Annotated in this window: 12 protein-coding genes; 3 read left to right on the forward strand and 9 right to left on the reverse strand. The window is 72.6% G+C overall.

What is annotated here, in order from left to right:
• Nucleotides 1-179 precede the first annotated feature (179 nt).
• Entirely contained in the window at nt 180-2,810 is a 2,631-nt protein-coding gene (locus HNR30_RS01870; RefSeq protein ID WP_281389442.1) for a ComEC/Rec2 family competence protein, read from the forward strand.
• 254 nt (nt 2,811-3,064) lie between these two features.
• Here the strand turns inward: HNR30_RS01870 and HNR30_RS01875 are convergent, their stop codons facing one another.
• The 3 genes from HNR30_RS01875 to HNR30_RS49875 all read right to left on the reverse strand — a co-directional run bounded on the left by HNR30_RS01875 (nt 3,065) and on the right by HNR30_RS49875 (nt 7,471).
• Nucleotides 3,065-5,278: a transglycosylase domain-containing protein gene (locus HNR30_RS01875; protein WP_181607821.1), complete on the reverse strand. Its 2,214-nt coding sequence runs from the start codon at nt 5,276-5,278 to the stop codon at nt 3,065-3,067.
• Nucleotides 5,278-6,396, reverse strand: a complete 1,119-nt coding sequence (gene bla, locus HNR30_RS01880; protein ID WP_312894185.1) for a class A beta-lactamase — start codon at nt 6,394-6,396, stop codon at nt 5,278-5,280. The genes HNR30_RS01875 and bla overlap by 1 nt, the downstream gene beginning before the upstream one ends.
• A 121-nt stretch (nt 6,397-6,517) precedes the next feature.
• Nucleotides 6,518-7,471: a helix-turn-helix transcriptional regulator gene (locus HNR30_RS49875; RefSeq protein WP_181607827.1), complete on the reverse strand. Its 954-nt coding sequence runs from the start codon at nt 7,469-7,471 to the stop codon at nt 6,518-6,520.
• 157 nt (nt 7,472-7,628) lie between these two features.
• On the opposite strand from HNR30_RS49875, the gene HNR30_RS01890 reads away from it, so the two are divergent.
• Together HNR30_RS01890 and holA are read left to right on the forward strand one after the other, a co-directional pair.
• Nucleotides 7,629-7,877, forward strand: coding sequence for a heavy-metal-associated domain-containing protein (locus tag HNR30_RS01890; protein ID WP_181607829.1), 249 nt, complete (start codon nt 7,629-7,631; stop codon nt 7,875-7,877).
• Nucleotides 7,878-8,123: 246 nt separating this feature from the next.
• On the forward strand, nt 8,124-9,095 hold the full coding sequence (holA, locus tag HNR30_RS01895; protein WP_246377092.1) for a DNA polymerase III subunit delta: 972 nt from the start codon (nt 8,124-8,126) through the stop codon (nt 9,093-9,095).
• A 337-nt stretch (nt 9,096-9,432) separates the two neighbouring features.
• On the opposite strand, the gene HNR30_RS01900 is transcribed toward holA, so the two are convergent.
• The 6 genes from HNR30_RS01900 to HNR30_RS01925 form a co-directional block, all read right to left on the reverse strand.
• On the reverse strand, nt 9,433-10,128 hold the full coding sequence (locus HNR30_RS01900; protein WP_312894186.1) for an ABC transporter ATP-binding protein: 696 nt from the start codon (nt 10,126-10,128) through the stop codon (nt 9,433-9,435).
• Nucleotides 10,121-11,035 (reverse strand): ABC transporter ATP-binding protein, encoded by a 915-nt coding sequence (locus tag HNR30_RS01905; RefSeq protein ID WP_181607832.1) that lies wholly within the window; start codon nt 11,033-11,035, stop codon nt 10,121-10,123. Before HNR30_RS01905 ends, HNR30_RS01900 begins: the two co-directional genes overlap by 8 nt.
• Complete coding sequence (locus HNR30_RS01910; RefSeq protein ID WP_181607835.1) at nt 11,036-13,645, reverse strand: ABC transporter permease family protein; 2,610 nt, start codon at nt 13,643-13,645, stop codon at nt 11,036-11,038.
• Nucleotides 13,642-16,740 carry an ABC transporter permease gene (locus tag HNR30_RS01915; protein WP_181607838.1) on the reverse strand — a complete coding sequence of 1,033 codons (3,099 nt, stop codon included), beginning with the start codon at nt 16,738-16,740 and terminating at the stop codon, nt 13,642-13,644. Before HNR30_RS01915 ends, HNR30_RS01910 begins: the two co-directional genes overlap by 4 nt.
• 162 nt (nt 16,741-16,902) lie before the next feature.
• Nucleotides 16,903-19,335 (reverse strand): hypothetical protein, encoded by a 2,433-nt coding sequence (locus HNR30_RS01920; protein ID WP_181607841.1) that lies wholly within the window; start codon nt 19,333-19,335, stop codon nt 16,903-16,905.
• The gene (locus tag HNR30_RS01925) at nt 19,332-22,460 is read right to left on the reverse strand and encodes an ABC transporter permease (protein ID WP_181607845.1); all 3,129 of its coding nucleotides are present in this window, start codon (nt 22,458-22,460) and stop codon (nt 19,332-19,334) included. The genes HNR30_RS01920 and HNR30_RS01925 overlap by 4 nt, the downstream gene beginning before the upstream one ends.
• Nucleotides 22,461-22,582: the final 122 nt, after the last annotated feature.

The raw sequence follows: 22,582 nt of genomic DNA on the forward strand, positions 1-22,582 counted from the left end.
CTCGCCCTGCCCCACCGCGTGCTGCGCCCCGTCGCCCTTCTCCGCGGCTCGCCTCGGCCCTTCGCTCCGCGCCGCCGCGTGCTGCGGCCCCTCGCCCGCCTCTATCGCTCGCCTCGGCCTCTCGCCGAGTTCCTGCGCGAGCGCGCCTTCTCCTCGACGGCGCTCTCCTCGAACCGCGCATGTGGAGCCTCACCCTCCCCGCCGCAGGCGCGTGGCTCACCGCGCTGACCCTGCTCGCCCTCCCACCCCTCATCGCCACCCTCACCGCACCGGCCTGCGCAACCCTCGCCGTGCTCGCCTGGCTCCTCACCCGCCCATCAAGCCCTCACCCGCCCGGCCTCACCCCACACGTCCGCCACGCGGCCCCCAGACGCCCGCTAACCCGCCACCGCAAGCCGCCGCTCCCCACGATCCCCCTCCGCCACCGCCGCCCCCTCACCGCCCTCCTGAGCGCCATGGCCGCCACAGCAGCCGTCGTGGCCCTCACCCTCCACAGCACCACCACGGGACCCATCCCAGCCCTAGCCGCCCAGGGCGCCACGATCACCGCCGAAGTCACCCTCACCGACGACCCCAAAGCCCGAAAGTCCCCCACCAGCCGAGAGAGCATCGTCGCCCAAGCCCGAATCGATGCAATCCACCACCAAGGCACCCGCACCACCCTCAGCACCCCCGTCGTCCTGTTCGCCAACGGCCCGCAATGGGGCCCCCTCCTCCCGTCCCAACGGCTCCAGGTGACCGGCCGCCTGACCCCCGCCGCGCCCGGCGATCTGGTAGCCGCCTTCCTCCTGGTCCGCGGCCCGCCCCGCATCCTCACCCGCCCCACCTGGATCCACACCGCAGCGGGCGACCTCCGCGCAGGCCTGCGCGACGCCGCGGCGGTCCTCCCACCCGACCAGCGAGGGCTCCTCCCCGGCCTCGTCGTCGGCGACGTCTCCCGCATGGACCCCCAGGTGGCCGCCGACTTCCGCGACGCGGGCCTCACCCACCTCCTCGCCGTCAGCGGCGCCAACCTCGCCATCGTCGCCGGCGCCGTCCTCGCGCTGGCCCGCCTGGCGGGCTTCCCCCTGCCTGCCCGCGCTCTCCTGGCCTCGGCCGCCATGCTGGCCTTCGCGGTGGTCGCCCGCCCTTCCCCGAGCGTCCTGCGAGCCCTGGTCATGGGCCTGGTGGCCATGCTCACCCTGGGCACCGGCCGCGCCCGTGACGGCTTCACCGCCCTGTCGGCGGCCGTGCTGCTGCTGATCCTCTTCGACCCAGGACTGGCCCGCTCGTACGGCTTCGCCCTGTCCGTCTGCGCCACCGCGGGCCTGCTCCTCCTCGCCCCACGCCTCAGCAACGCCCTGGCCGGAGGCCCAGCCACCCATCACCCCACGCCCCTGCGCGATCGCCTGCGCAACCTGAAGACTCGGCACGTCACGTTCCTGCGCAGCGCGACGACTCGGCGAGCCAGCCCTCCGCTCAACCTGACGGCTTGGCGAGCCAAGCTGCACCGCTCCCTCCCACCCACCGACACCCCAGACCACCCCTCGGCGACCCATCCCCACCGCCAACCCTCCACAGGCCGCCGCCGCTTGCCCCACTGGATCGCGGAAGCCCTGGCCATCCCCATCGCCGCGCAGGCCGCCGTCACCCCGGTCCTCGTCCTCATGGCAGGCCAGCTCACCCTCATCGCCATACCTGCCAACCTCCTGGCGGCCCCCGCCGTCGCCCCCGCCACCCTCCTGGGGTTCGCCGCGGCGGTGGTGGCCCCCCTCTCACCCGAAGCAGCCGAACTACTGGTCATCCCCGCCGGCTACGCGGTGGCCTGGATCATCGCCGTCGCCGAGTGGGCGGCAAGCATGCCCCTGACGGAGATCCCATGGCCAGGCGGCCTACCGGGGCTTGCCCTCCTGGCCGTCGTCGTGGCGATAGCCGTGCCCCTTCTCCGCTCAGGCAGATGGCGCCCGCTGATCGCCGTGATCGTGTGCGCGGTGCTGCTGGCCGTGCTCGCCGTACGCCCGATGGTGGCCTCCTGGCCTCCACCCCGTTGGCTGCTGGTGGCTTGCGATGTCGGCCAAGGTGATGGCCTGGTGATCGCCGCAGGACCGGGCAGAGGCGTCGTGGTGGACACGGGCCCGGATCCGATCCTCATGGACAGATGCCTGCGAGACCTGGGCGTCAGAGAGGTGCCGCTCCTCGTGCTCACCCACCCCCACGCCGACCACGTGGCCGGGACATCGGGCGTCCTCAGAGGCCGCCCGGTCGGCGCCGTCCTGCTGAGCCCCGTCACCGAAGAGCACCCACGAGCGGAAAGAGAACCAGTTCCCCCAATCCCTGACCAGGGCCCACAGACCCCCAAGCCAGCGCGATGGGTGGCCACCCCCGGCTCCCGCTGGACCTTCGGCCCTTCGGAGGTGACCGTCCTCGGCCCGCCCACCGGCTCGCCTGCGAGCGAAGGCCCCGGCGAGGGCAGCGCCGTGAACAACGCCAGCATCGTCCTGCACGTCCGCTGGTCGGCGGGCTCGGCACTGCTCAGCGGCGACATCGAGACGGAGGCCCAGACCGCCCTCGTACGGCACGGCCTGCCGTCCGTCGACGTGCTCAAAGTGCCTCATCACGGCTCAGCGCGCCAGGACCCGGCCTTCCTGGCCGCCACCGGTGCACGGGCCGCCTTGATCAGCGTGGGCGCGGACAACCTCTACGGCCACCCCGCGCCCTTCACCCTGGCAGCCCTCCACCGTCTCGGCACCCGGATCTACCGCACCGACCAGGCGGGACATCTCGTGGTGCTGGAGCGCGATGGCCGACTGGCCGTCGGAGGCAGCGAATGACGGACCTCACACCCCACCGCATGCCACACCAGCCCTCCGAGCCCCGGATCCCCGAGCCCCGGATCCCCGAGCCTCGGATCCCCGAGCCTCGGATCCCCGAGCCCCGGATCCCCGAGCCCCGGGCCCCTGAGCCCCGGGTCGCCGTGCCGGGCCGCGCGTCCTCGGCGCGGCTGACCTCGCCCTGCCGCGCCTCCGTGGTCCGCATCGACGCGCCACACCGAGCCCCCGCGACCCAGCACACACGCGCCCCCCACCTAGCCCGTGCCCTCCTCCGAAGCATCACCGCCGCCCTGCTCCTGGCCACCACCATCCCCCTGATCGCCCCCGTCACCCACCGCGCCCTCGTCCTCGCCACCATCCTCCTGCTGCTCACCCTGGTCCCCGCCGCCATCCGACGTCTGACGCGCCGGGGCGCACGCCCGGCTGCACCCCTCGAACCGGGCCGCGTCCACAGCCGTGAACGACGTGGCGGGCACCCCTCGCAACGCCCCGATCATGGTCTCCTTCCAGATCGGCCCAGGCAGCGTGGCCCCCGCCACCGACCCGTAGTACCGCCCCCCGATCGTGACCCCGATCAGCTTGTGCGCCTGCGACCCCCGAGGATCGCCGATACTCACAGCCCCCGCCAGGTCGGGCGTGAACCCGGCGAACCAGGCGGCCGCGTAGGCGTCGGTCGTCCCCGTCTTCCCGGCGGCGGCGCGCCCGATCCCGCCCACCGAGCGCATCGTGCCCTTGGTGAACACCCCCGACAGCACCTCGGCGGTCGCGTCCGCGATGGCCGGTTCGAGCGCCTGCTTGCAGCGGGGCCGGTAGTCGGTGGCCTTGCCGTCGCGGTCGGTGATGCGGGTGATGGCCATCGGCGCGCAGTACCGCCCGCGAGCGGCGATGGCCGCGTAGGCGTTGGCCACGGTCACCGGGTCCATCTCGTTGATCCCCAGCGTGAACGTCTCGAACTCCTGGAGCTTGCCGCCGTCCGAGCGGTGGATGCCCAGCGATCTGGCCGTCTTGACCGTCTCGCACAGCCCCACGCGCTGTTCCAGCTCCACGAAGAACGTGTTGACCGAGCTCCACGTGCCGGTGCGCAGCGTCTTCCAGCCGGGCGAGCCCTCGTCGTTGGTGACCGTGTGCGAGGTGTCGCCGATGCCCTGGCCCTTGCAGTTCGTGAACGCCGCCAGGCTCGGCGCACGGTAGCCGGCCCCGGCGAGCAGGCCGTCGTCGAGCTTCATGCCCTGCTTCAGCGCGCTGATCAGGGTGAAGGTCTTGAACGTCGACCCTGCCTGGAATCCCATGCCTCCGCCGTGCTCGGCGTCGGCGACAAGGTTGTAGGAGACCTCGTGCTTGGACTTGCGCGTGCCGTACGGCCTGCTGGCGGCCATGGCCTTGATCGCACCTGTGCCGGGCTGCACGAGCGCCTCGGAGGCGACGGCGTTGTCGGAGGTGTGCACGTATTTCTTGATCGCCCGGTCGGCGGACTCCTGCATGGCCGGGTCGAGGGTGGTGCGGATGGTCAGGCCGCCGCGGTTGAGCATCTTGACCCGCGCGTCGGCGGTCTCGCCGAAGGCGGGATTGCGCAGGATGTCCTGGCGCACGTAGAGGCAGAAGTACGGCTGGGTGCTCGACTCGCAGCCTCCGGGCAGGCCGGTGCCCTTGTAGCCGAGTTTGGCGGCCTTCGCGGCGGCCGCCTGCTCCGGAGTGATCTTACCGAGTTCCGCCATGCGGGCCAGGACCACGTTGCGGCGCTTCAGCAGGCGCTGGCGCTGCTTCTTGCCCAGGTTGGGGTCGGTGGCGTTCGGGTCCTGTACGGCTCCCGCGAGCGTGGCGGCCTGCGGCAGCGTGAGATCACGCGCCTTGACGCCGAAGAACCTCTTGGCGGCGGCCTCGATGCCGTAGGCGCTCGCGCCGAAGTAGGCGATGTTCAGGTACTTCTCGAGGATCTGGTCCTTGGTGTACTTCTGCTCGACCCCCATGGCGTAGCGCAGCTCCGTCAGCTTGCGCCCGTAGCTGGCCTCCAGGGCGGAGTTGCGCTCGGCCTCGGTGTCGGCGGCGTTGAGCAGCACCTGCTTGACGTACTGCTGCGTGATGCTCGACCCGCCCTGGCTGACCCTGCCCGAGCTCATGTTGGTGGCCAGGGCGCGGATCGTGCCTTCGAGGTCGATCGCGCCGTGCTCGTAGAAGCGGTAGTCCTCGATCGCCACGATCGCCGTCTTCATGATGCCGGCGATCTGGTCGGCGCCCACGACCTGCCGATACTGCTCGTAGAACCGGGCCATCTCCTTGCCCTTGGCGTCCTGCACGATCGACACCTCGGCGAGCGGCGGCTCTTCGAGTGCCATGGGCGTGAGGTCGACTGCCGAGACCAGGCCGATCCCGGCCCCGCCCACGGTGGGGAAGGCGATGGCGGCCACCAGGACCCCCGAGGCGGCGGCTGCCGCGGCCAGCTGTGCGATCTTCGTCCCCCGACGCGCCATCAGAGCCTGCCGAGGCCGCGGGCCAGGATGGTGGCCGTCCGCGCGATGATCTTCTCGTCCGCGTCTGCTCCGGAGGCCTTGCGGTTGGTGAAGATCGCCATGATGATCGGCGCCGATGTGCGATCCGGCCAGACGACGGCGACGTCGTGCGCTGTGCCGTACACACCACCCGTGCCGGTCTTGTGCCCGACCACCCAGCTTGAGGGGAGTCCGGCCTTGATGCGGGCCTCGCCGGTCTCGGTGGCGACGAGCCAGGCGTTGAGGCGGTCGCGGTCCTTCGCGTGCAGGGCGGTGCCGACGGTGACCGCACGCAGGCCGCGCGCCATGGCCGCGGGCGTGGTGGTGTCGCGGCGCTCCCCGGGCGACCAGTCGTTCAGCTCGGTCTCCCAGCGGTCGAGGCGGGAGGCGGAGTCCTTGAGCGTGCGCAGATACCTGGTCAGGCCGGAAGGGCCGCCGATCTGCTTGAGCAGCATGTTGCCCGCGGTGTTGTCGCTCAGCGTGATGGCCGCCTCGCACAACCGCGCCACGCTCAGGCCCTGCTTGACGTACTTGGCGGTGACGGGAGAGTTGGGCTTCACCTCGGCGGCGCTCCAGCGCACGACCTTGCTCATCAGGCCCGGCTCCGAGGTACGCGCCTTGTGCAGCACCGCCGCGCAGGCCATCGCCTTGAAGGTGGACAACAACGGGAACCGCTCACGCGAGCGGTACACCACCGTCCGGCCGGTCGCGGTGTCCACGGCGTACGCACCGATGCGACCATCGAACGCCGCCTCCAGCGCCCGCAACGCCCGGCTCACGGAGGGCGCGACCCGCACGTTCGCCCGCACCGCGACGCTCCCCACCGGACGCACGTACGACCCCGTCGGCGTCACAGCACTCTCTGGCGGGCGCGCGGTCGACCCCACGCGCGCTCCGGCACTCTCGGACCGATGCACGTACGGCGTGGCGGCCGAGGCAACGCCCGCCGAGACGCCCGCCGAGACGCCCGGTGATGCGGCGGTCGAGACGCCCGTCGAGACGCCCGGTGATGCGGCGGTCGAGACGCCCGATGACGCGGCCACGAGCGGAACGGTGATCGCCAGGGCTGCCGGCAGGCGGCGGGTGTGGAGATTTCGCACTACAAGTCCCATCAACCGGTCGACTGTCAGAAGTGAGGAGCAAAGCAGACGTGATCAGATCGTGTCTAATAGCGATATCGACGGCCCGCGATATCGATTCGCATATCCATGCTGGTCGAGCTCAGAGCCATCCGAGCTTGGCAGCACGCACGCCCGCCTGGAATCTGCTGGTCACACCCAGCACCGCCGACAGCTCGCCGACGACACGGGTGACGGTCCTGGTCGAGACACCCAGCGCCCGCGCGATCGCGTCGTCCTTCGCCCCGGTCGCCAGCAGACGCAGGACAGCGCGCTGCTGGTCGGTGAGCTCCTCGCCGTCGGCGCCGCGCGGCACGTCCTTGGGCTCGGAGGCGGTCATCCAGCAGTAGTCGAACAGCGCCGCAAGGGTCGCGGTCAGCGGGTGGTCCTCGATGAACAGCGCCCCGGCCTCCAGGTCGCCGGGCGCCACTTCGACGATGGCGGTCCGCCGATCCATGATGATCATGCGCACCGGCACGAAATGCGCCGTCCGCACCTCCACGCCGTGCTCCATCAGCGCCTGGATGTGCTCGCGGAGGACCGGCATGTGGAGCTGGCCGTGGCTGTGCATCACCCGCACCCGCACGCCGCGCTCGACGGACTCGCGGTCGTTCTCGAAGGCGTAGGCCAGCCGGACCGGATCCCACGTGTGAGGGGTGTGCATGGCCACGATCTCGCCGGTCGCCGCCACCTCGGCCGTCCGGAGCCGCCGCCGCAGCTCGTCGACCCGGCTGCGGGGGAAGAACTCCACCGGGCCGTCCTCACGCGTGCCGTACGGCAGGTCGAGGTAGTGCTCGGTGAGCGCCCGCGAGGCGGCCCGCTGTACGGCGAGGCGGTGGATCAGGTCGTCGCCGTCGGAGATCATGCGCGTCAGCGCCGCCATCGCGTCCACCGCGATGTCGGCGCCAGGGTGCAGCAGCCCGAGCTCCGCCAGCCTGTCCCTGGCCTGGTCGAGCTCGCCGGGACGCAGCGCCAGCGCCTTGGCCGCGGTCTCGAAGGGCTCGCCCTGCTGCCGCATCCGCGCGTAGACCCGCCTGGCCGCCGCCTCTTCTCGCACTGCCCGTCTCTCCTCTGGTTCCGATCTCCGCCATGTCGCAAAGCGGAAGGCGGTTTCGCTGGCTCGTGCCGCCGCGGCTCCGCGAAGATCGCAGAGAGGGTACGGCCACGCGAAGGGCCAAGATACCCAACCCGTGTATGGCATTGGAGCGGAGACTATGATCACCCTTGCGCACAGCCTGGTCACCTACCACGTGAGCGGCCTGGAGCCGGACAGCTGTCCCCACTGCGTGAGCGCCATGAAGGCGGCACTCGCGCAGCTGCCCGGCGTGGTGGGTGTGGACGTCAACCAGATGACGGGCAAGGTCAGCCTGCTGACCGAGGGGATGGTGGAGGAGAGCTTCGTGGTGGCGGCCATCGAGGACAGCGGTTGCGTGGTGGATCGGGTGCCGCGCTGGCACACGTGATCGGATGCCATCGCGGCGGCCTACAGGGTGACCGGGGTCGGGCCCCGAACGGTCACCGGGACGAAGCCCCACACGGCGGCCGAAGACAGCGGTTCGGGGTGGCCGTTGGGGCGGCTGCCGGGCTGGCTGGCCCGTGACGCTCGACGGCGAGCGCTGATGCCGCTACACCAGCGGCGGGCGGCGCGGTTCCACCATCAGGCCAGATCGAGTACCTGATTGTCGGTACGGCATGGCATGCTGCTCGGCATGGCGCAGACCCCACCGGACCTTGTGACGCTCATCGTCGGCGACGAGGAACTGCTCGTCGATCGGGCTGTGTCGGCGGTCGTGGCCGCGGCGCGTCAGGCCGATCCCAACGCCGAGGTGCACGACCTGGTGGGCGGAAAGGTCGAGTCCGGAGAGATGACCCGGCTGACCTCGCCGTCCCTGTTCGGCGACCAGACGATAGTGGTGATCAGGTCGGCGCAGGACCTGGCGAAGGAGGTCATCGCCGAGGTCCTCGCCTACGCCAAGGCTCCCTCCGACGACACCGTGCTCGTGCTCGTGCACCCCGGCGGCGTCAAGGGCAAGGCGCTGGTCGACGGGGTCAAGAAGACCGGCGCCCGGACGACGACGATCGCCAAGGTCACCAAGGCGACCGAGCGCATGGAGTTCATCAAGGCGGAGTTCAAGCGAGTGGGGCGCAGCATCTCGACCGACGCCGCCCAGGCGCTGCTCGAGGCCGTCGGTAACGATCTGCGCAACCTGTCGGCGGCGTGCAACCAGCTGATGTTCGACACCGAGGACAAGGCGATCGGGCTGGCCGCCGTCGAGCGCTACTACCGGGGGCGGGCGGAGGTCACCGGGTTCACGGTCGCCGACTCGGCGGTGGAGGGGCGGCTGGCCGAGGCGCTCGAGCAGGTGCGCTGGGCGATGGGCAGCGGTGTGGCGCCGGTGCTGCTGGTGAGCGCGCTGGCCGGAGGGCTCAGGGGGCTGGCGAAGGTGGCCGGCGCGCCGCGCAACCTGCGTGGCGGGCAACTGGCCGCGCACGTGGGCATGCCGCCGTGGAAGGTCGACCGGGTGAGCAGGCAGCTCAAGGGGTGGGGGCCTGAGGGGCTGTCACGGGCGATCAAGGCTGTGGCCTATGCGGATGAGCAGGTCAAGGGGGGCGGCGCCGACACGGGGTATGCGCTGGAGCACGCCATCCAGGAGATCGTCGCCAGCCGCACGGGACGCTAGCCGACCAGCAGTCCCAAGCCCAGGCCTCGACTGGCGGCGGGCCGGGCGGAGGCCGCGGCTGGCGGTGGATCGGGTGGAGGCTGCGGCCGGTGGCAGCTGAGCGTGGGCCGCGGGATGGTGGCGGGCTGGATCGGGGCTCGGCTGTGGCGGGTCGTCTGGGTAGCTACGGCTGGTCTCGCCCCGGGCGCAGGCTGCGGCTGGCGGTGGGCCGGGTGGAGGCTGCGGCCGGTGGCGGCTGGGCGTGGGCCGCGGCTGCGGGCGGGCGGGGCGGAGGCTGCGGCTGGTCTCGGTTTGGGCGCGGGTTTCGCCTGGTGGGGGTCGAGCGGAGGTTTCGCGTTCAAGACTCCTGCAGCACCGTCTCCCGCAGGACCCCGTCGCTGATCTCCAGCACCCGGTCCGCCAGGGTGATCAGGCTGGGGTCGTGGGTGGCGACGAGGGCGGTGACGCCCTCGCTGCGTACGAGGGCCCGCAGCAGCTGCATGATCTGGCGCCCGGTCTGGGAGTCGAGCTGCCCGGTGGGCTCGTCGGCGATGAGCAGCCGCGGCCGGTTGGCCAGGGCGCGGGCGATGGCGACGCGCTGGCGCTGGCCGCCGGACAGTTCGTAGGGCCGCTGGTTGACGTGCTGTTCGAGGCCGACGAGCGACAGGAGCATGCGGATGCGCTTCTCGCGTTCGTCGACGGGGGTGCGCAGCAGGCGCATGGGCACGCCGACGTTCTCGGCGGCCGACAGCACCGGGATGAGCCCGAAGGACTGGAAGACGAAGCCGACGACGTCGCGCCGCAGGGCCAGCAGCTGGTCCTCGCCCAGTGCGGTGACCTCCTGCCCGGCCACGGTCACGCGTCCGGCGTCGGGCCTGTCGAGGCCGCCGATCTGGTTGAGCAGGGTGGTCTTGCCCGAGCCGGAGCGGCCTCGGATGGCGATGAGTTCGCCCGGGTAGGCGGAGAAGGTCACTTCGCGCAGGGCGACGACCTCCTTGGGCCCGGTGCGGTAGACCTTGCGCACGCCCTCGACGACGACCAGGGGTTCATTCACCGGTTTCCTCCGAAGGCGAAGCGGGCCACACGCCGATGTGGTCGGACTCGAGTTCGAGCCTGACGCGGCGTTCCATGTTGAGCGCGTTGGTGAAGTCGCGGGGCAGCTGGAGGCGGCCGACGCGGTCGAGCACGGCGTACTCCTGGGCGTGCCCGCCGGAGGAGCGCACGGTTTCGCTGGAGGTGCGCCCGTCGCGGATGCCGATGGTCCTGTCGACCTGCTCGGAGACGAGCGGGTCGTGGGTGACGATGACGACGGTGACGCCCAGTTCCTTGTTGGCCTTGCGCAGCGCGTCGAAGACCTCGGCGGAGGTTTCGCTGTCGAGTTCGCCGGTGGGCTCGTCGGCGAGGACGAGGGTGGGCGAGTTGGCCAGGGCCACGGCGATGGCGACGCGTTGCTGCTCGCCGCCGGACATCTGGTCGGGTTTGCGGTCGGCGCAGTAGTCGACGCCGAGGAGTTCGAGCAGGTAGGCGGAGCGTTGGGCGCGTCCGCTCCTGCCCGCGAGTTTCAGCGGCAGCTCGACGTTCTCGCGCGCGGTCAGGTAGGGCAGCAGGTTGCGCGCGGTCTGCTGCCAGATGAAGCCGACGACCTCGCGCCGGTAGCGCAGCCGGTCGCGGGCGGTCATCGACAGCAGGTCCATGCCGCCGACCTTGGCGACGCCCGCGGTGGGGATGTCGAGGCCGGACAGCACGTTGAGCAGCGTCGACTTGCCCGAGCCCGAGGCGCCCACGATGGCCACCAGTTCGCCCTTGTCGATCAGCAGGTCGAGGCCCTGCAGGGCGACGACCTCGACTCCCTCGGTCTTGTAGATGCGCACGAGGTTGTCGCAGACGATGTGGGCGTCACCGCCGAAGGCGGCTTTCTCCGACAGTGCCTGCGCTTCCAGCTCTGACAGGGTCTGTTCCACTTAGTCCCCCACTCGTAGAACCGAGCCGAGAGTACGGCGGCGGGTGATGATCGTATGGACGAGGGCGCCGAGGATGGCGACGAGGGTGAGTCCTGCGGCCAGCAGGATCGGGGTGAGCAGGTCGACCTCGTAGGCGCCGACGGCCACGTCTCCGGCGTAGGCGGACAGGTCCACGCCTGGCCCGAGCGCGCTGGGCAGGGCCAGTCCGAGGCCCAGGCCGACGAGCGCGGTGATGAGGATCAGGGGCGACACCTCCAGCACGGTGAGCCGTTGCGCCTGGCCGGTGGACAGTCCCAGGGTACGCAGGAACGACAGGGCGTCGGCCCGGTCGGCGGCGCTGATGACCAGCGAGACGATGACCGCGACGCAGGCGTAGACGGCCATCGCGATGGTGGCGACCAGGAGGGTGGTGCGGATGACGGAGGTCAGCGGATCGTCGGCGATCTCGCTGTAGATCTGGTCATAAGTCTGGATCTGGGTGGCTACGCCGGTCGCGGCGAGCAACGCCTGGGCGTTGGCCGCGCCCTTGACGAGCAGCACGTTCGGCGCCACCCGCGTCCCGGCCCGCTCGTTGGCGTCGTACGGCACGACGGCGAACTTGCCGCTGGAGAAGAACCCCGGCATGGCCGCGAGCTCACCGGCGGGGGTCAGGGTCATGCGCGTCTGCCACCCGATGTCGAGCTTGGTGACGCCCTTGAGCTCCTTCGACACCAGCGCGGGAATGCCCTGGCCGGCCGGCTGCGCCGGCAGCGGGACGGGCGAGCCTTCCGCGATCCGGGCGAAGCCGGCCAGGTCGACGGCGAGCACGGGGAAGCGCTGCGCCCCCAGCCCCAGCTGGACGATGCCGGTCTGGGCGGGCAGCACCTCCTGCACCCCGGCGACCTCGCGCACCCGCTCGATCGCCTCGGCGCTGAACTCCAGCTCGGTGGTGAGCTTGATCGGCACGCCCACCCGCTGCCAGGCGGCGAGTTTCTGCGTGCTGTCCAGGCCGGTCGCCATCATCGAGGCGAAGACGGAGACGCCCAGGGCGGGCAGCAGGATGAGCACCGGCAGCACGCTGAAGGCCTTGGCCCGCGCCGCCCTGGTCAGGCCCAGGAACGGCACGGCGGGCCGGCGCCGGGCCGCGAGCCGTACGACCAGCCGGAGCGGATAGGGGTAGCAGCGCAGCGTGATCAGCGCGGCGGCGACGGTGAGCGCCATCGGGACCAGCAGCAGGAACGGGTCCTGCCCCTGCTCGGACACCTCAGTGGTCACGCCGCGGGTGCGCAGCAGGTAGGCGCCGCCCAGGGCCAGGCCGATGACGAGGATCTCCAGCGTGATGCGCCGCGGCGAGGGCTTGGGGGAGACGACGTCGCCGCGCCGCTCGTGCAGTGGCGTGCGGTGGGCGCTCGCCATCATGACCGCCGAGAAGGCCAGCACGGTCAGCAGGACGAGCAGGGGCGCGATGTGGACGATCGGGGTGGCGGGCCCCGGCACCAGGTACGACAGCGCGTAGCCGGCGAGCGCGGCGGGGACGGTGCTGAGGGCGATGGGCGCCAGGCCGGTCCGTACCACGGTGGCCAGCGCGCCGCCGCGGGCCCGCATCAGCGCCAGCGCCTGGTCCATGCGCTCCAGCAGCAGTTGCGCGGCCAGCACGATCACGCCGAGCGCGACGAGCAGCAGCCCACCCAGCACGAGGAAGAGGATGGTCTCCGCGGTGGCCAGCTCGGTCCTGAACTCCGTCAGCCGCTCGCCCAGGAGCGAGTCGAGCCGGAAGGAGCCCCAGCTGGGTTCGATCAGCCCGAGGTCGCGGCGGTAGTCCTGCAGGGCGGTGAGCAGTTCGCCGACGCGCAGCGAGCTCACGGCGGCCGTGTCGAGCCCCAGGATCCAGCTGTAGACCACCTGGCGGTCGGTGTCGGCCAGCGTCGACACGCTCGCGTCGGCGATCAGGGCCGTGTAGCGGAACTCGTCGGAGGTGGTGCCGGGCTTGACGCTGACCGCGGCCCTGAGCATGTCGGGGTGGTGCGTCCAGTAGGCGGAGTCGGGCTGCTTGGCCTTGAACACGCCGGTGACCTTGAGCCGCAGCGGCTTGGTGGCGCCCACGACGTATTCGCTGCCGAGGGCCAGGCCCATCTTCTCGACCGCGTGCTGGGTGACGCCGATCTCGACCAGCGTCATGCCGCCGCTCGCGCGCGGCGGTCCGGGAGGGGCGCCGCCGACCCACTCGATGCGCTGCGCGGCGTCGCTCATCCAGCCCATGTCGAGGTACTTGTCGGGCGCGCCCATGACGGGTGCGGCCAGGGTCCTCAGGCTCATGTGCGAGGTGCCGGAGCCGGGCGGGCGCACGATCGCGGACAGCGGCCGCGGCAGCTCCGAGCGCACCAGCCGGTCGCGCTGTTCGAAGGCGGAGCGGTCCCGCATGCCCAGCCCGTTGCCGCTGCCGGGCTGGAAGCGCACGCTCAGGTCGACCTCGCGCGCGGTGACGGAGTCGAGCTTGCGGCTCAGCGCGTCGTCGAAGGCCCCGTTCATGGCGCGCGGCAGGCCCGACACGAGCAGGGTCGCGCTCAGGGTGAGCAAGGCCAGTACGGCGACCGCACCGGCGTGCACCCGCGCCAGGACCCCCGAGTTCACTGTTCCTCCCCGATGCGCAGCACCCGGCCCAGGCCCTGCTTGCGCATGTTGCGGGCCAGCCCGGCGACGATGGCGAACAGCAGTGCCGCCACCACCACCAGCATGGCCACGGTGGCCGGCCACGGAATGTCGAGCAGCACCGACGGCGTGACCGCCGAGGCCTGCCCGGTCAGGACGATGTGCGGGACCACCAGCGTGCCCACCACGAGGGCCAGCACGGTCCCGGCGGTCAGCGACAGTCCGATGATGAAGGTCTGTTCGATCGCCAGCAGCCCGAAGATCTGGCGGAAGCTGACGCCCAGCGCCCGCAGGATGGTGAATTCGGCCATGCGCTCGCGTGCCGCGACGGCCGCGTTGACCAGGAAGCCCAGCGTGGCGAAGACGAGCGCGGCCAGGAAGCCGAGGATCAGCGCGCCCTGCAGCCCGCTGGCCAGCGGGTCGTCCTGGAGCTCGGTGGCCAGGGTGGCCTGGTCGAGCGCGGTGAAGTCCCACTGGGGGCTGGTGCGCAGCTTGGCCAGGGCGGCGGTGGTGTCGTCGGAGGCGAGCCACCATTCGGTGGCGGGCCTGGCCATCGCGCCCGCGGCCATGTCGTGTCCTTGCAGCGTGGTCCAGTCGACGAGCACGGCCTGCTGGTCGGGGGAGGTGGTCGGCATGCGCTCGACGATCCCGGCGACCTTGATGTCGATCGGGCGGCCCTCGAAGACGACTCGCCCGGTCTGTCCTTCGGTCAGCTTCAGGGTCGCGGCCAGGCCGGAGGTGAGCACGACGGGCAGCGGAGTGGCCGCGGCCGGCGGCTGGCCCGACGGCAGGGCGAGGCTGGGCGTGCCGTCCTCGATCGCCAGGGTGAAGGTCCAGGGCACCGGCACGCCGTCGGCGAGCATGCGGTCGACCTTCAGCGACACCGGCATGCCCTGGGTGTTGGTGCCGATCATGCCGCGCAGGCTCAGCGGGTAGCTGATCTGACCGCTGCGTCCGGCCAGGCCGGCCAGGTCGACCTCGATGTGGTTGGCGCCCGGCCGTACCCCGGTGACGTTGAGCCCGCGCCAGACGCCGAGCGCGTCGGAGACGACCAGCCGCAGGGGCGAGAAGTCGACCTTGGAGCTCTCGACGCCGACGTCGAGGGTCAGCTTGCCGGGCCTGCCCGGCAGCTCCAGCGCCTGGGGCTGGGCGACGGACAGGGCCTTGCCGAGCTCGGCCGGCGTCTGCCCGGACAGGTCGGGGCGGAGCTGGAACAGCTGCCGCAGCTTGGTGGCGTCGAGGGCGAGCAGCACGCTGCGCACGTCGCCGAAGTCGGCGTCCTGGCGCAGCGCGGGACCGGCCTCGCGCACGCCTGGCAGCGAGGCGAAGGCGGTGCCGCGTCCGAGCGCGCCCAGTTCCTGGCCGTCGGCGGGGCCGGTCAGCCGCAGGTCGGCGCCGGTCTGGTGGCGGGCCTGGTCGGCCTGGGAGGAGCGCCAGGTGGAGGCGGTGGCCATGGAGACGATGCCGATCGCGATCGCCATGGTCAGCAGCAGCGCGGGCCCGGCGTACCGCAGCGGGCGGCGGGCCACCTGCCAGGCGCCCAGGGCGGGGGCCAGGCTCGCCCGCCTGCTGGTGACCCGTTCGGCGATCTTCGACACCCTGGGGACCAGCCGCAGGCCGAGCATGCCGCCGGTGAGCAGGGCCAGGGCCGGCCCGGAGATGATGAGCGGGTCGATGCCCAGCTCGCCGGTGACCGTACCGGTGACCGGGGCTCCGTAGTGCTGCAGCTGCCAGATGGCCAGCGCGGCGACGACGAGCAGGGCCAGGTCGGCTCCCGCGCGCTGGATGAGGCCGCGCGCCCCCGACCGGCCCCGCGACGACTGCTCCTCGACATAGGTACGGCGGGCGCCGGCCAGGGCGGGCAGCGCCAGCAGGACGGCGGAGGCCAGCGCGACCGCGGCGGAGACCAGGAAGGATCCCAGGTCGGGTGTGGGGGCCAGGTGCACGCCCGAGGACCGGATCCAGGGCAGGGAGTTGATCAGGGCGAGCATCGGCGGCCCGAGGAAGGGGGCGACGATCGCGCAGGGCACCGCCACCAGCAGGGCCTCGCCGCCGGCGAGGAAGCCCAGCCGCCAGATGCCGGCGCCGCGCGAGCGCAGCAGCGCGACCTCCATGCGGCGGTGGTCGGCCAGCAGGCGCGCGGTGAGCATCAGCGCGTAGGCCGACAGCAGCAGCAGCTGCAGGACCGGGATGAGCATGGTGGAGCGGGCCACCAGCGAGGCGGTGCTGAGCTGGGTCAGCATCTCCGACAGGCGTCCCGTGGTGGTGCAGGAGGAACATCCGGCGCGCTTGAGCTCGTCGCGCAGGCCGGAGAGGCTGGCGGCCATGGGCCGCAGCTGCTCGGGCGTCAGGGAGCGCAGGTCGGGTTCGGCCGTCCAGGTGGTGCTGACGTTGGTGGCGAACCGCGACAGGAACGTCTCGCGCCCCACCATGAGCGGGCCGTAGCTGGTGAAGTTGAGGGTCTCGATGCCCCGGCCGAGCAGCGGCTCGGAGGTCCAGCGGGCGCCGAACGGGTCGTCGAGCTGGAACAGGGCGGTGATCTTCACCTTGACCGGCTTGTCGTCGAGCCGGGAGCGGGTGACGAACTCGTCGCCCACCCGCAGCTGGGCCGTGGCCGCCGCGGTGACCGAGACCGCCGCTTCGACCACCGGCCCGCCGTCGGACGGCCAGGCGCCCTCGACGATCTTGGCGTGCTCCTGGAGGGCCTCGTTGCTGCCGAACCTGAGCAGCTCGGGCGTCTTGAGGCGTTCCTGGCCCGGCCGTACATAGGAATCGGAGCGCATGCTGGTCGTGACGGCCAGTGAGACGTTGGCGTAGGCCTTGCTCAGCTGCTCGCGGACGATCGAGTCGAGTTCGGCGAAGCTCTCGCCGGTCACCGGCGCCGACACGGTCGCCGACGTGGTGCCGAATCCGGCCTTCTCCATCGTGCGCCGCACGCCGACGTCGGCGATCGTGGAGGCGTACATGGTCAGCGAGACCAGTGTCGTGGTCGCCAGCAAGATCGATCCCAGCGCCGCGAGCAGCAGCAGCGGCTCGCTGAACGCACGCTTGACGACAAGAGGCACCTGCCCCCGCATGGGTCCTCCGCTTCCCCGTACTTTCACCTGTTCAGAGCACTCTCGACAGTCGTGCCGGGCTGGATCAAGGCGCGCGTGTCAACGGATGCGCAGCCGATACGCTGCGGCGATGCCCGCGTGATATCGGAACTGTGACACAAACCGCACCTGATCCCAATGTTCTTACTCATTGATACGAAGTATCAGTAAGGGGTCAAGCAGCAACGGCAGCGCCAGCCCCGCGGCCACGCCCGCCAGCGCCCCGAGCAGCACCACGGGAGCCACCTGGACCAGGGTCAGCCGCCGCGCCTGCCCTGCGGTCAGGCCCAGCGTGCGCAAGAGCGTCAGCGCACCGCCGCGCTCCTTCGAGGTGATCACCAGCGCCAGGACGACGGCCAGCGCGGCATAGCCGGCGAAGAGCAGCGTGGCCAGCAGGAACGTCGTCTGGACCAGCCCGGTCAGCGGCGCGGCGCGCATGGTGGACAGTACCTGCGAGCGCAGGGTGAGTGTGACCCCCGGCCCCAGGGCCGCGGCAAGGCGGTCACGATCCACGCCCGCTCCGCGCACGTACAGCAGGGCCGGATCGCCGAATCGAGGGTCGGCGGGGATCACCACGACCCGGCCACCGCGCCCGGGGAAGCCCTCCAGTGGCGCGCTCGCCGACAGGGTGATCTTCCCGCCCCAGTACATCTCCAGCTCCTGGCCCACGAGCTCCGGGGGGACCAGCGCCGCGATCGCGCCCGGAGCGGCGGGTGGCAGTGCGGGCGGCGGTGCGGGCGCCCGCACAGGGGTGTCGCCGACGAGCTCGCGGAAGGCCGCCAGGTCCAGCGCCAGCACGGTGTGCTCCTGGTAGTCGGCCAGCCGGGTGCGCTTGACCTGGATCGGCACCACCCCCGTGACCCCCGGCACCCGCCGTACCCTCTCGACCGCGCCGGCGGGAAAGCCGCCGGCCGCCTCGGCCTGCGCGTCCGCCCCCACCTCCGACCAGGCCCGCCGCTCCTGCCCGTCGGCCAGCGAGGCGCTCACGCCCGCGCCGAACACGGAGACGGCCAGCGCGGGCACCAGGACCAGCACCGGCGCGGCCGACAGCAGGCGGGCGCGGGCCGCCATGACCAGCCCCAGGTACGGCACGGCGTCACGGCGCCTGGCCGCGAGCCGTACGAGAAGCAGCAGCGGCAGCGGATAGACCCGCAGGGCCGGCACCGCGCCCGCCAGCGTGATCAGCAGCGGCGCCAGCAGCACCAGCGGATCGCCGCTCAGCCCCCGCGCGCGCAGCAGGAGCAGCGCGGTGACGCCGAGCCCGACGAGCGCGACCTCGATCGCGACGCGCACCGGCCCCGACCGGCGTCCTGCCAGGTCGCTCCGGTGTTCCGGCAGCGGGACACGATGCCGTACGGCCAGCAGCACCGCGCCGCCCGCGGCCGTCGCGAGCGCCAGGGCGGCGGGCGCGGCGTTGTGGAGCGGCACCGCGGGGCCGGGCACGAACCAGAGCACGACCTGCGCGGCGACCGTCGCGGGCAGCGCACCCAGCGCGATCACTGCCGCCCCGCTCAGCGCGATCCCCGCCAGGGAGCAGCCGCGTGCCCGCATCAACGACAGCGGCCGCTCCAGCCGCCGGCACAGCAGCAGCACCGCCAGCGCCAGCACTCCGGCGGCCACCAGCAGCAGCGCCCCGAGCACGAGGTAGACGACGGCCGACGCCGAGCGCAGATCGGCCAGATAGGTCTCGATGATGCGCGGCAGGTCGGTCCTGAGCATGGAGATGGTGCCGGGCAGCTCGCTGTGGTAGCCGATCTGGCCGCCGAACTCCGCCACACCCGCCGGGATGCCGGGGGCGGCCCGCGCGTCGGGGCGGCCGGGGTCGAGGGGGAGCACCCAGCTGTAGGTGAGCTCGACCGCCCGCCCGGCCAGGCCCGGCAGGCCCGCGTCAGGGACCAGGCCCATGACGTGCCGCTCCAGCTGGGCGTCGGGGCCCGGCGGGTAGACGTACTCGATCGCGCGGGCGCGGCGGTGGTGGTCCCAGAACCGGTCGGCCGGCGACAGCGGCTCGTAGAGCCCGGTGACCTCGACGGTGAGCGCGGACGGCGCGCCGATGCGCAGGGTCGAGCCCACCTCGACGTGCAGTTCCTCGGCTGCCGACCGGGGCAGGCCCACCTGGACGGCCTGCTCCCCGGCTCCGGGCGGGCGCCCGGCGACCCAGCGCACGCGGTCCCGCAGAGCGGAGGCCCATACGAGGCCGAGGTAGGAGCGGCGCACGTCGGTGCCCGCCTCGATCGGGCGTGTCGGCAGCTCCAGCCGGTGGTGCCCGGCGGTGACCAGGCCGCGCAGGGAAGCGGGCAGGCGTTCGCGCAGCGACGCGTCCTCGTAGGCGAAGTCCTGGACGGTGGAGGGTGCGCGGCCGCCGCCGTAGGCGCTCATGGTGACGGTCAGGTCGGTGTGCAGGGCCGAGGCACGGCGCAGGGTGTCGGCCATGGCCGCGTCGTAGGCGCCCTCGACCGCCTTCGGCGCCCCCGACACCAGCAGGGCCGCGGCGAACAGGAGCACGCCCAGCGTCACCACGGCGCCCCGGCCGCCGCCCGCCAGGCGCAGGGCCGTGCCCAGGGGCGCCGGCCTCATCGTTCCTCCCCGATCCGCAGCGTCCGCCCCAGCCCCGTCCTGCGCAGGCGGCGGGCGAGCGCGGCCAGCACGGCGAACAGCACCAGCGCGATCCCGGCGAGCATCGCCAGCACGGCCCCCCACGGCAGCTCCAGCACCACGGCGGGCGTGACCTGGGCGGCCTGGCCGGTCAGCACCATGCGCGGCACCACGTACGCCGACACGCCGGCGGCCAGCAGCGTGCCGACCACCAGCGACAGCCCCACCACGAACGCCTGCTCGACGGCCAGCAGCCCGGAGACCTGGCGGAAGCTCACGCCCATCGCCCGCAGAATGCCGAAGTCGGCGGCCCGCTCCCTGGCCGCGACGGCGGCGTTGACCAGGAATCCGAGGACGGCGAAGACCAGGGCGCCCGCGAAGCCGAGGATCAGCGCGCCCTGCAGCCCTCCGGCCAGCGGGTCGTCGCGCAGCCGCACGATCGTCTCGCCGAGCGAGAGCGCCGAGGTGTCCCATTCCGGGGTGCGGCGCACCCGCTGCAGTGCCTGGTCGCCGGTGGCCGACAACCACCACTCGCCGGTGGGCCGCACGGGATGGCCGAGCCGGTGCTGCTGCTCCTGCAAGGTCGCCAGATCCATCAGGACCACCGGCTGCTCCTGATCGGCCGAGGGCACGGCCCGCAGGACCCCGGCCACCGTGATCTTCGCGGGCCAGCCGTCCAGCGCCAGATCCCGGCTCTGGCCGGTGGTGAGCTTGAGCGTGCCGGCCAGGCCGGCGCCGAGCACCACAGGGATGGGCGGCTCGTGCTCGTCGGTGCCGAGCCGTACGACCAGGGGGTGGGAGGCCCTGGGCACGCCGCCCGACGCGACGGAGAGCTCGAAGCCGTCGCCCATCGGCCTGATCGACGCTTCGGGCAGCGGTGTGGCCGAGCGGAACAGCCGCGACCACTGGCCGGGCAGGCCGGAGACGGCCAGCGTGAGCCGCCCGTCGTCCTGCCCCAGCGGCACGTCGAAGGTGAGCCCCCGCAGCCCGACCGGCCCCGACAGGCGCCCGCTGCGCCCGGCCAGCAGGCCGGCGTCGAGTTCGAGCCGGTTCTCGCCCTCCTGGAGCGGGCCGAGCCGCACGTCGTGCCAGACGCCCTGGCCGTCCACGAGCGTGGCCCTGAGCCTGACGGAGTCGCGGCCCCGGACCCGTACGGAGAACACGAGCCGTCCACCGGGCATGGGCAGCAGCCGCGGCTCGGGACGGCCCGCCCGCAACGCCGCGCCGAGCTGGGCGAGGCCGCGGTCGCCCAGGTCGGGGCGGAGCTTCATGACCTGCTCCAGCCGGTCCGCGTCCAGGGCGAGCACGGCGGTGTACAGGCCCGACATCTCCAGGCCGCCGCGATGGGCCGGGCTGAGCGCCGTGACACCGGGCAGTCCGGCGAAGGACGCGCCGCGCCCGAGCGGTCCGAGCTCCTGGCCGTCGGGCGATCCGGTCAGCCGCAGGTCGGCGCCGACCGCGTGGGAGGCCTGGTCCACCTGCGAGGCCCGCCAGGTCGCGGTGGTGGCCAGGGAGACCACGCCGATCGCGACGGCCATGGTGATCAGGAGCGCGGGCCCGGCGTAGCGTGCCGGGCGGCGGCTGACCTGCCACGCGCCGAGCGCGGGCGCCAGGCCGGGCCGCTTCGAGGTGACCCGTTCGGCGATCCTCGAGATCCTGGGCACCAGCCGCAGGCCCAGTAGGCCGCCGGTGAGCAGGGCGAGCGCGGGCCCGGTGACGATCAGCGGATCGATGCCGAGCTCGCCCGCGGCCGTCGAGGTGACCGGCGCGCCGTACCTCTGCAACTGCCACAACGCCAGCGCGGCCACCACGAGCAGCACCACGTCCGCGCCCGCCCGCTGGAGCAGGCCGCGCTCGCCGCGTGAGGTCTGCACCTCGACGTAGGTGCGGCGGGCGCCGGCCAGCGTGGGCAGCACGAGCAGGACGGCACAGGCCAGCGCGACGGCGCCCGACAGCAGGAAGGCCCGCGGGCCCGGCACCGGTTCGAGGCTCACGCCGGTGGCGTGGATCCACGGCAGACCGGCGACCAGCGCGATCAGCGGCGGCCCGAGGAACGGCGCGACCACGGCGCAGGGCAGTGCCACCAGCAGAGCCTCGCCCGCCGTCAGCAGCGACAACCGCACCGTTCCCGCGCCGCGCGCCCGCAACAGCGCCACCTCCATGCGCCGGTGGCCGGCCAGCAGCCTGGCGGTGAACATCAGCGCGTACGCCGACAGCAACAGCAGCTGCAGCACCGGAATGAGCATGGTGGAGCGGGCCACGAGCGCGGCGGTGCGCAACTGGGTGAGGGTCTCGGGCAGGCGGGAGGCGACGCCGCACCGCTGGCATCCCTGCGCGGCCAGGCGCTGCTTGAGCGCGGCGACGCGCTCCGCCAGCGGACCCAGCGCCGCCGGCGGCAGGCCGCGCAGGTCGGGGACGGTCGTCCAGGTGGGCGTGACCAGGCCGGTGAAGTGCCGCTGGAAGGCCTGCCTGGTGACCATGAGCGGGCCGTGGGTGGTGTAGCTGCCGTACGACACGCCTCGCACCAGCATCGCCTCGGACCGCCAGCGTTCGCTGGAGGGGTCGTCGAGCTGGAAGACGCCGGTGACGCGCACCTTCACGCCGGTGTGATCGAGGCGGTTCTCGGTCGTGAACACCTGGCCGGGCACGAGGTCGAGCGCCTCGGCGACGGGACGCGAGACGGCGGCCTCGACCATGGGCCCGGGGGAGGGCCAGCGGCCCGCGATCAGCCTGGCGTGCTCGGCGAGCTGGTCGTTGGTGGCGAAGACCAGCAGGTCGGGATGCTTGCGGTCCTCCTGGCCCGGGACCACGAAGGAGCCGGAGGTCGCGCTGAGATACGTCGCGGCCCTGCCGTAGAGCGAGGCGTTCGTCGCGCGGATCAGCTCGTCGACGGCGGTGAAGTCCGCGGACCTGACCGGGCTGGTGACGGTGGTCGACGTCGAGGTCAGCGAAGCGGTGGCCAGCGCCCGCTCGACGCCCGCCTCGACGACCGAGGAGGCGAACATCGCCAGCGCCACGAGGGTCGTGGTGGCCAGCAGGATGGCGCCGAAGGCGGCAGCGAGGAGTAAGGGTTCGTCACGTGCCCGCGTCACCACCAGCCCCCGCATGCGGCCCATGCTCAGCGGAACGAAGTACGGCGGGCAAGAGTCCTTGATCGACTCGAGACCCTAGTGTGATCGTCCGGAAACGCGGCCGGGCACGCGAAAACGCCGCACCCCGTCCCAGGGCG

This window comes from Nonomuraea soli (assembly GCF_013761175.1).
Lineage (GTDB): Bacteria > Actinomycetota > Actinomycetes > Streptosporangiales > Streptosporangiaceae > Nonomuraea > Nonomuraea soli.

Excerpts from the sequence above, each read along its gene's own strand:
- HNR30_RS01870 (WP_281389442.1), top strand. The coding sequence starts at position 180 with ATGTGGAGCCTCACCCTCCCCGCCGCAGGCGCGTGGCTCACCGCGCTG.
- HNR30_RS01925 (WP_181607845.1), bottom strand. The coding sequence starts at position 22,460 with ATGCGGGGGCTGGTGGTGACGCGGGCACGTGACGAACCCTTACTCCTC.
- HNR30_RS01875 (WP_181607821.1), bottom strand. The coding sequence starts at position 5,278 with ATGGCGCGTCGGGGGACGAAGATCGCACAGCTGGCCGCGGCAGCCGCC.
- HNR30_RS01920 (WP_181607841.1), bottom strand. The coding sequence starts at position 19,335 with ATGAGGCCGGCGCCCCTGGGCACGGCCCTGCGCCTGGCGGGCGGCGGC.
- HNR30_RS01915 (WP_181607838.1), bottom strand. The coding sequence starts at position 16,740 with ATGCGGGGGCAGGTGCCTCTTGTCGTCAAGCGTGCGTTCAGCGAGCCG.
- HNR30_RS01890 (WP_181607829.1), top strand. The coding sequence starts at position 7,629 with ATGATCACCCTTGCGCACAGCCTGGTCACCTACCACGTGAGCGGCCTG.
- holA (WP_246377092.1), top strand. The coding sequence starts at position 8,124 with ATGGCGCAGACCCCACCGGACCTTGTGACGCTCATCGTCGGCGACGAG.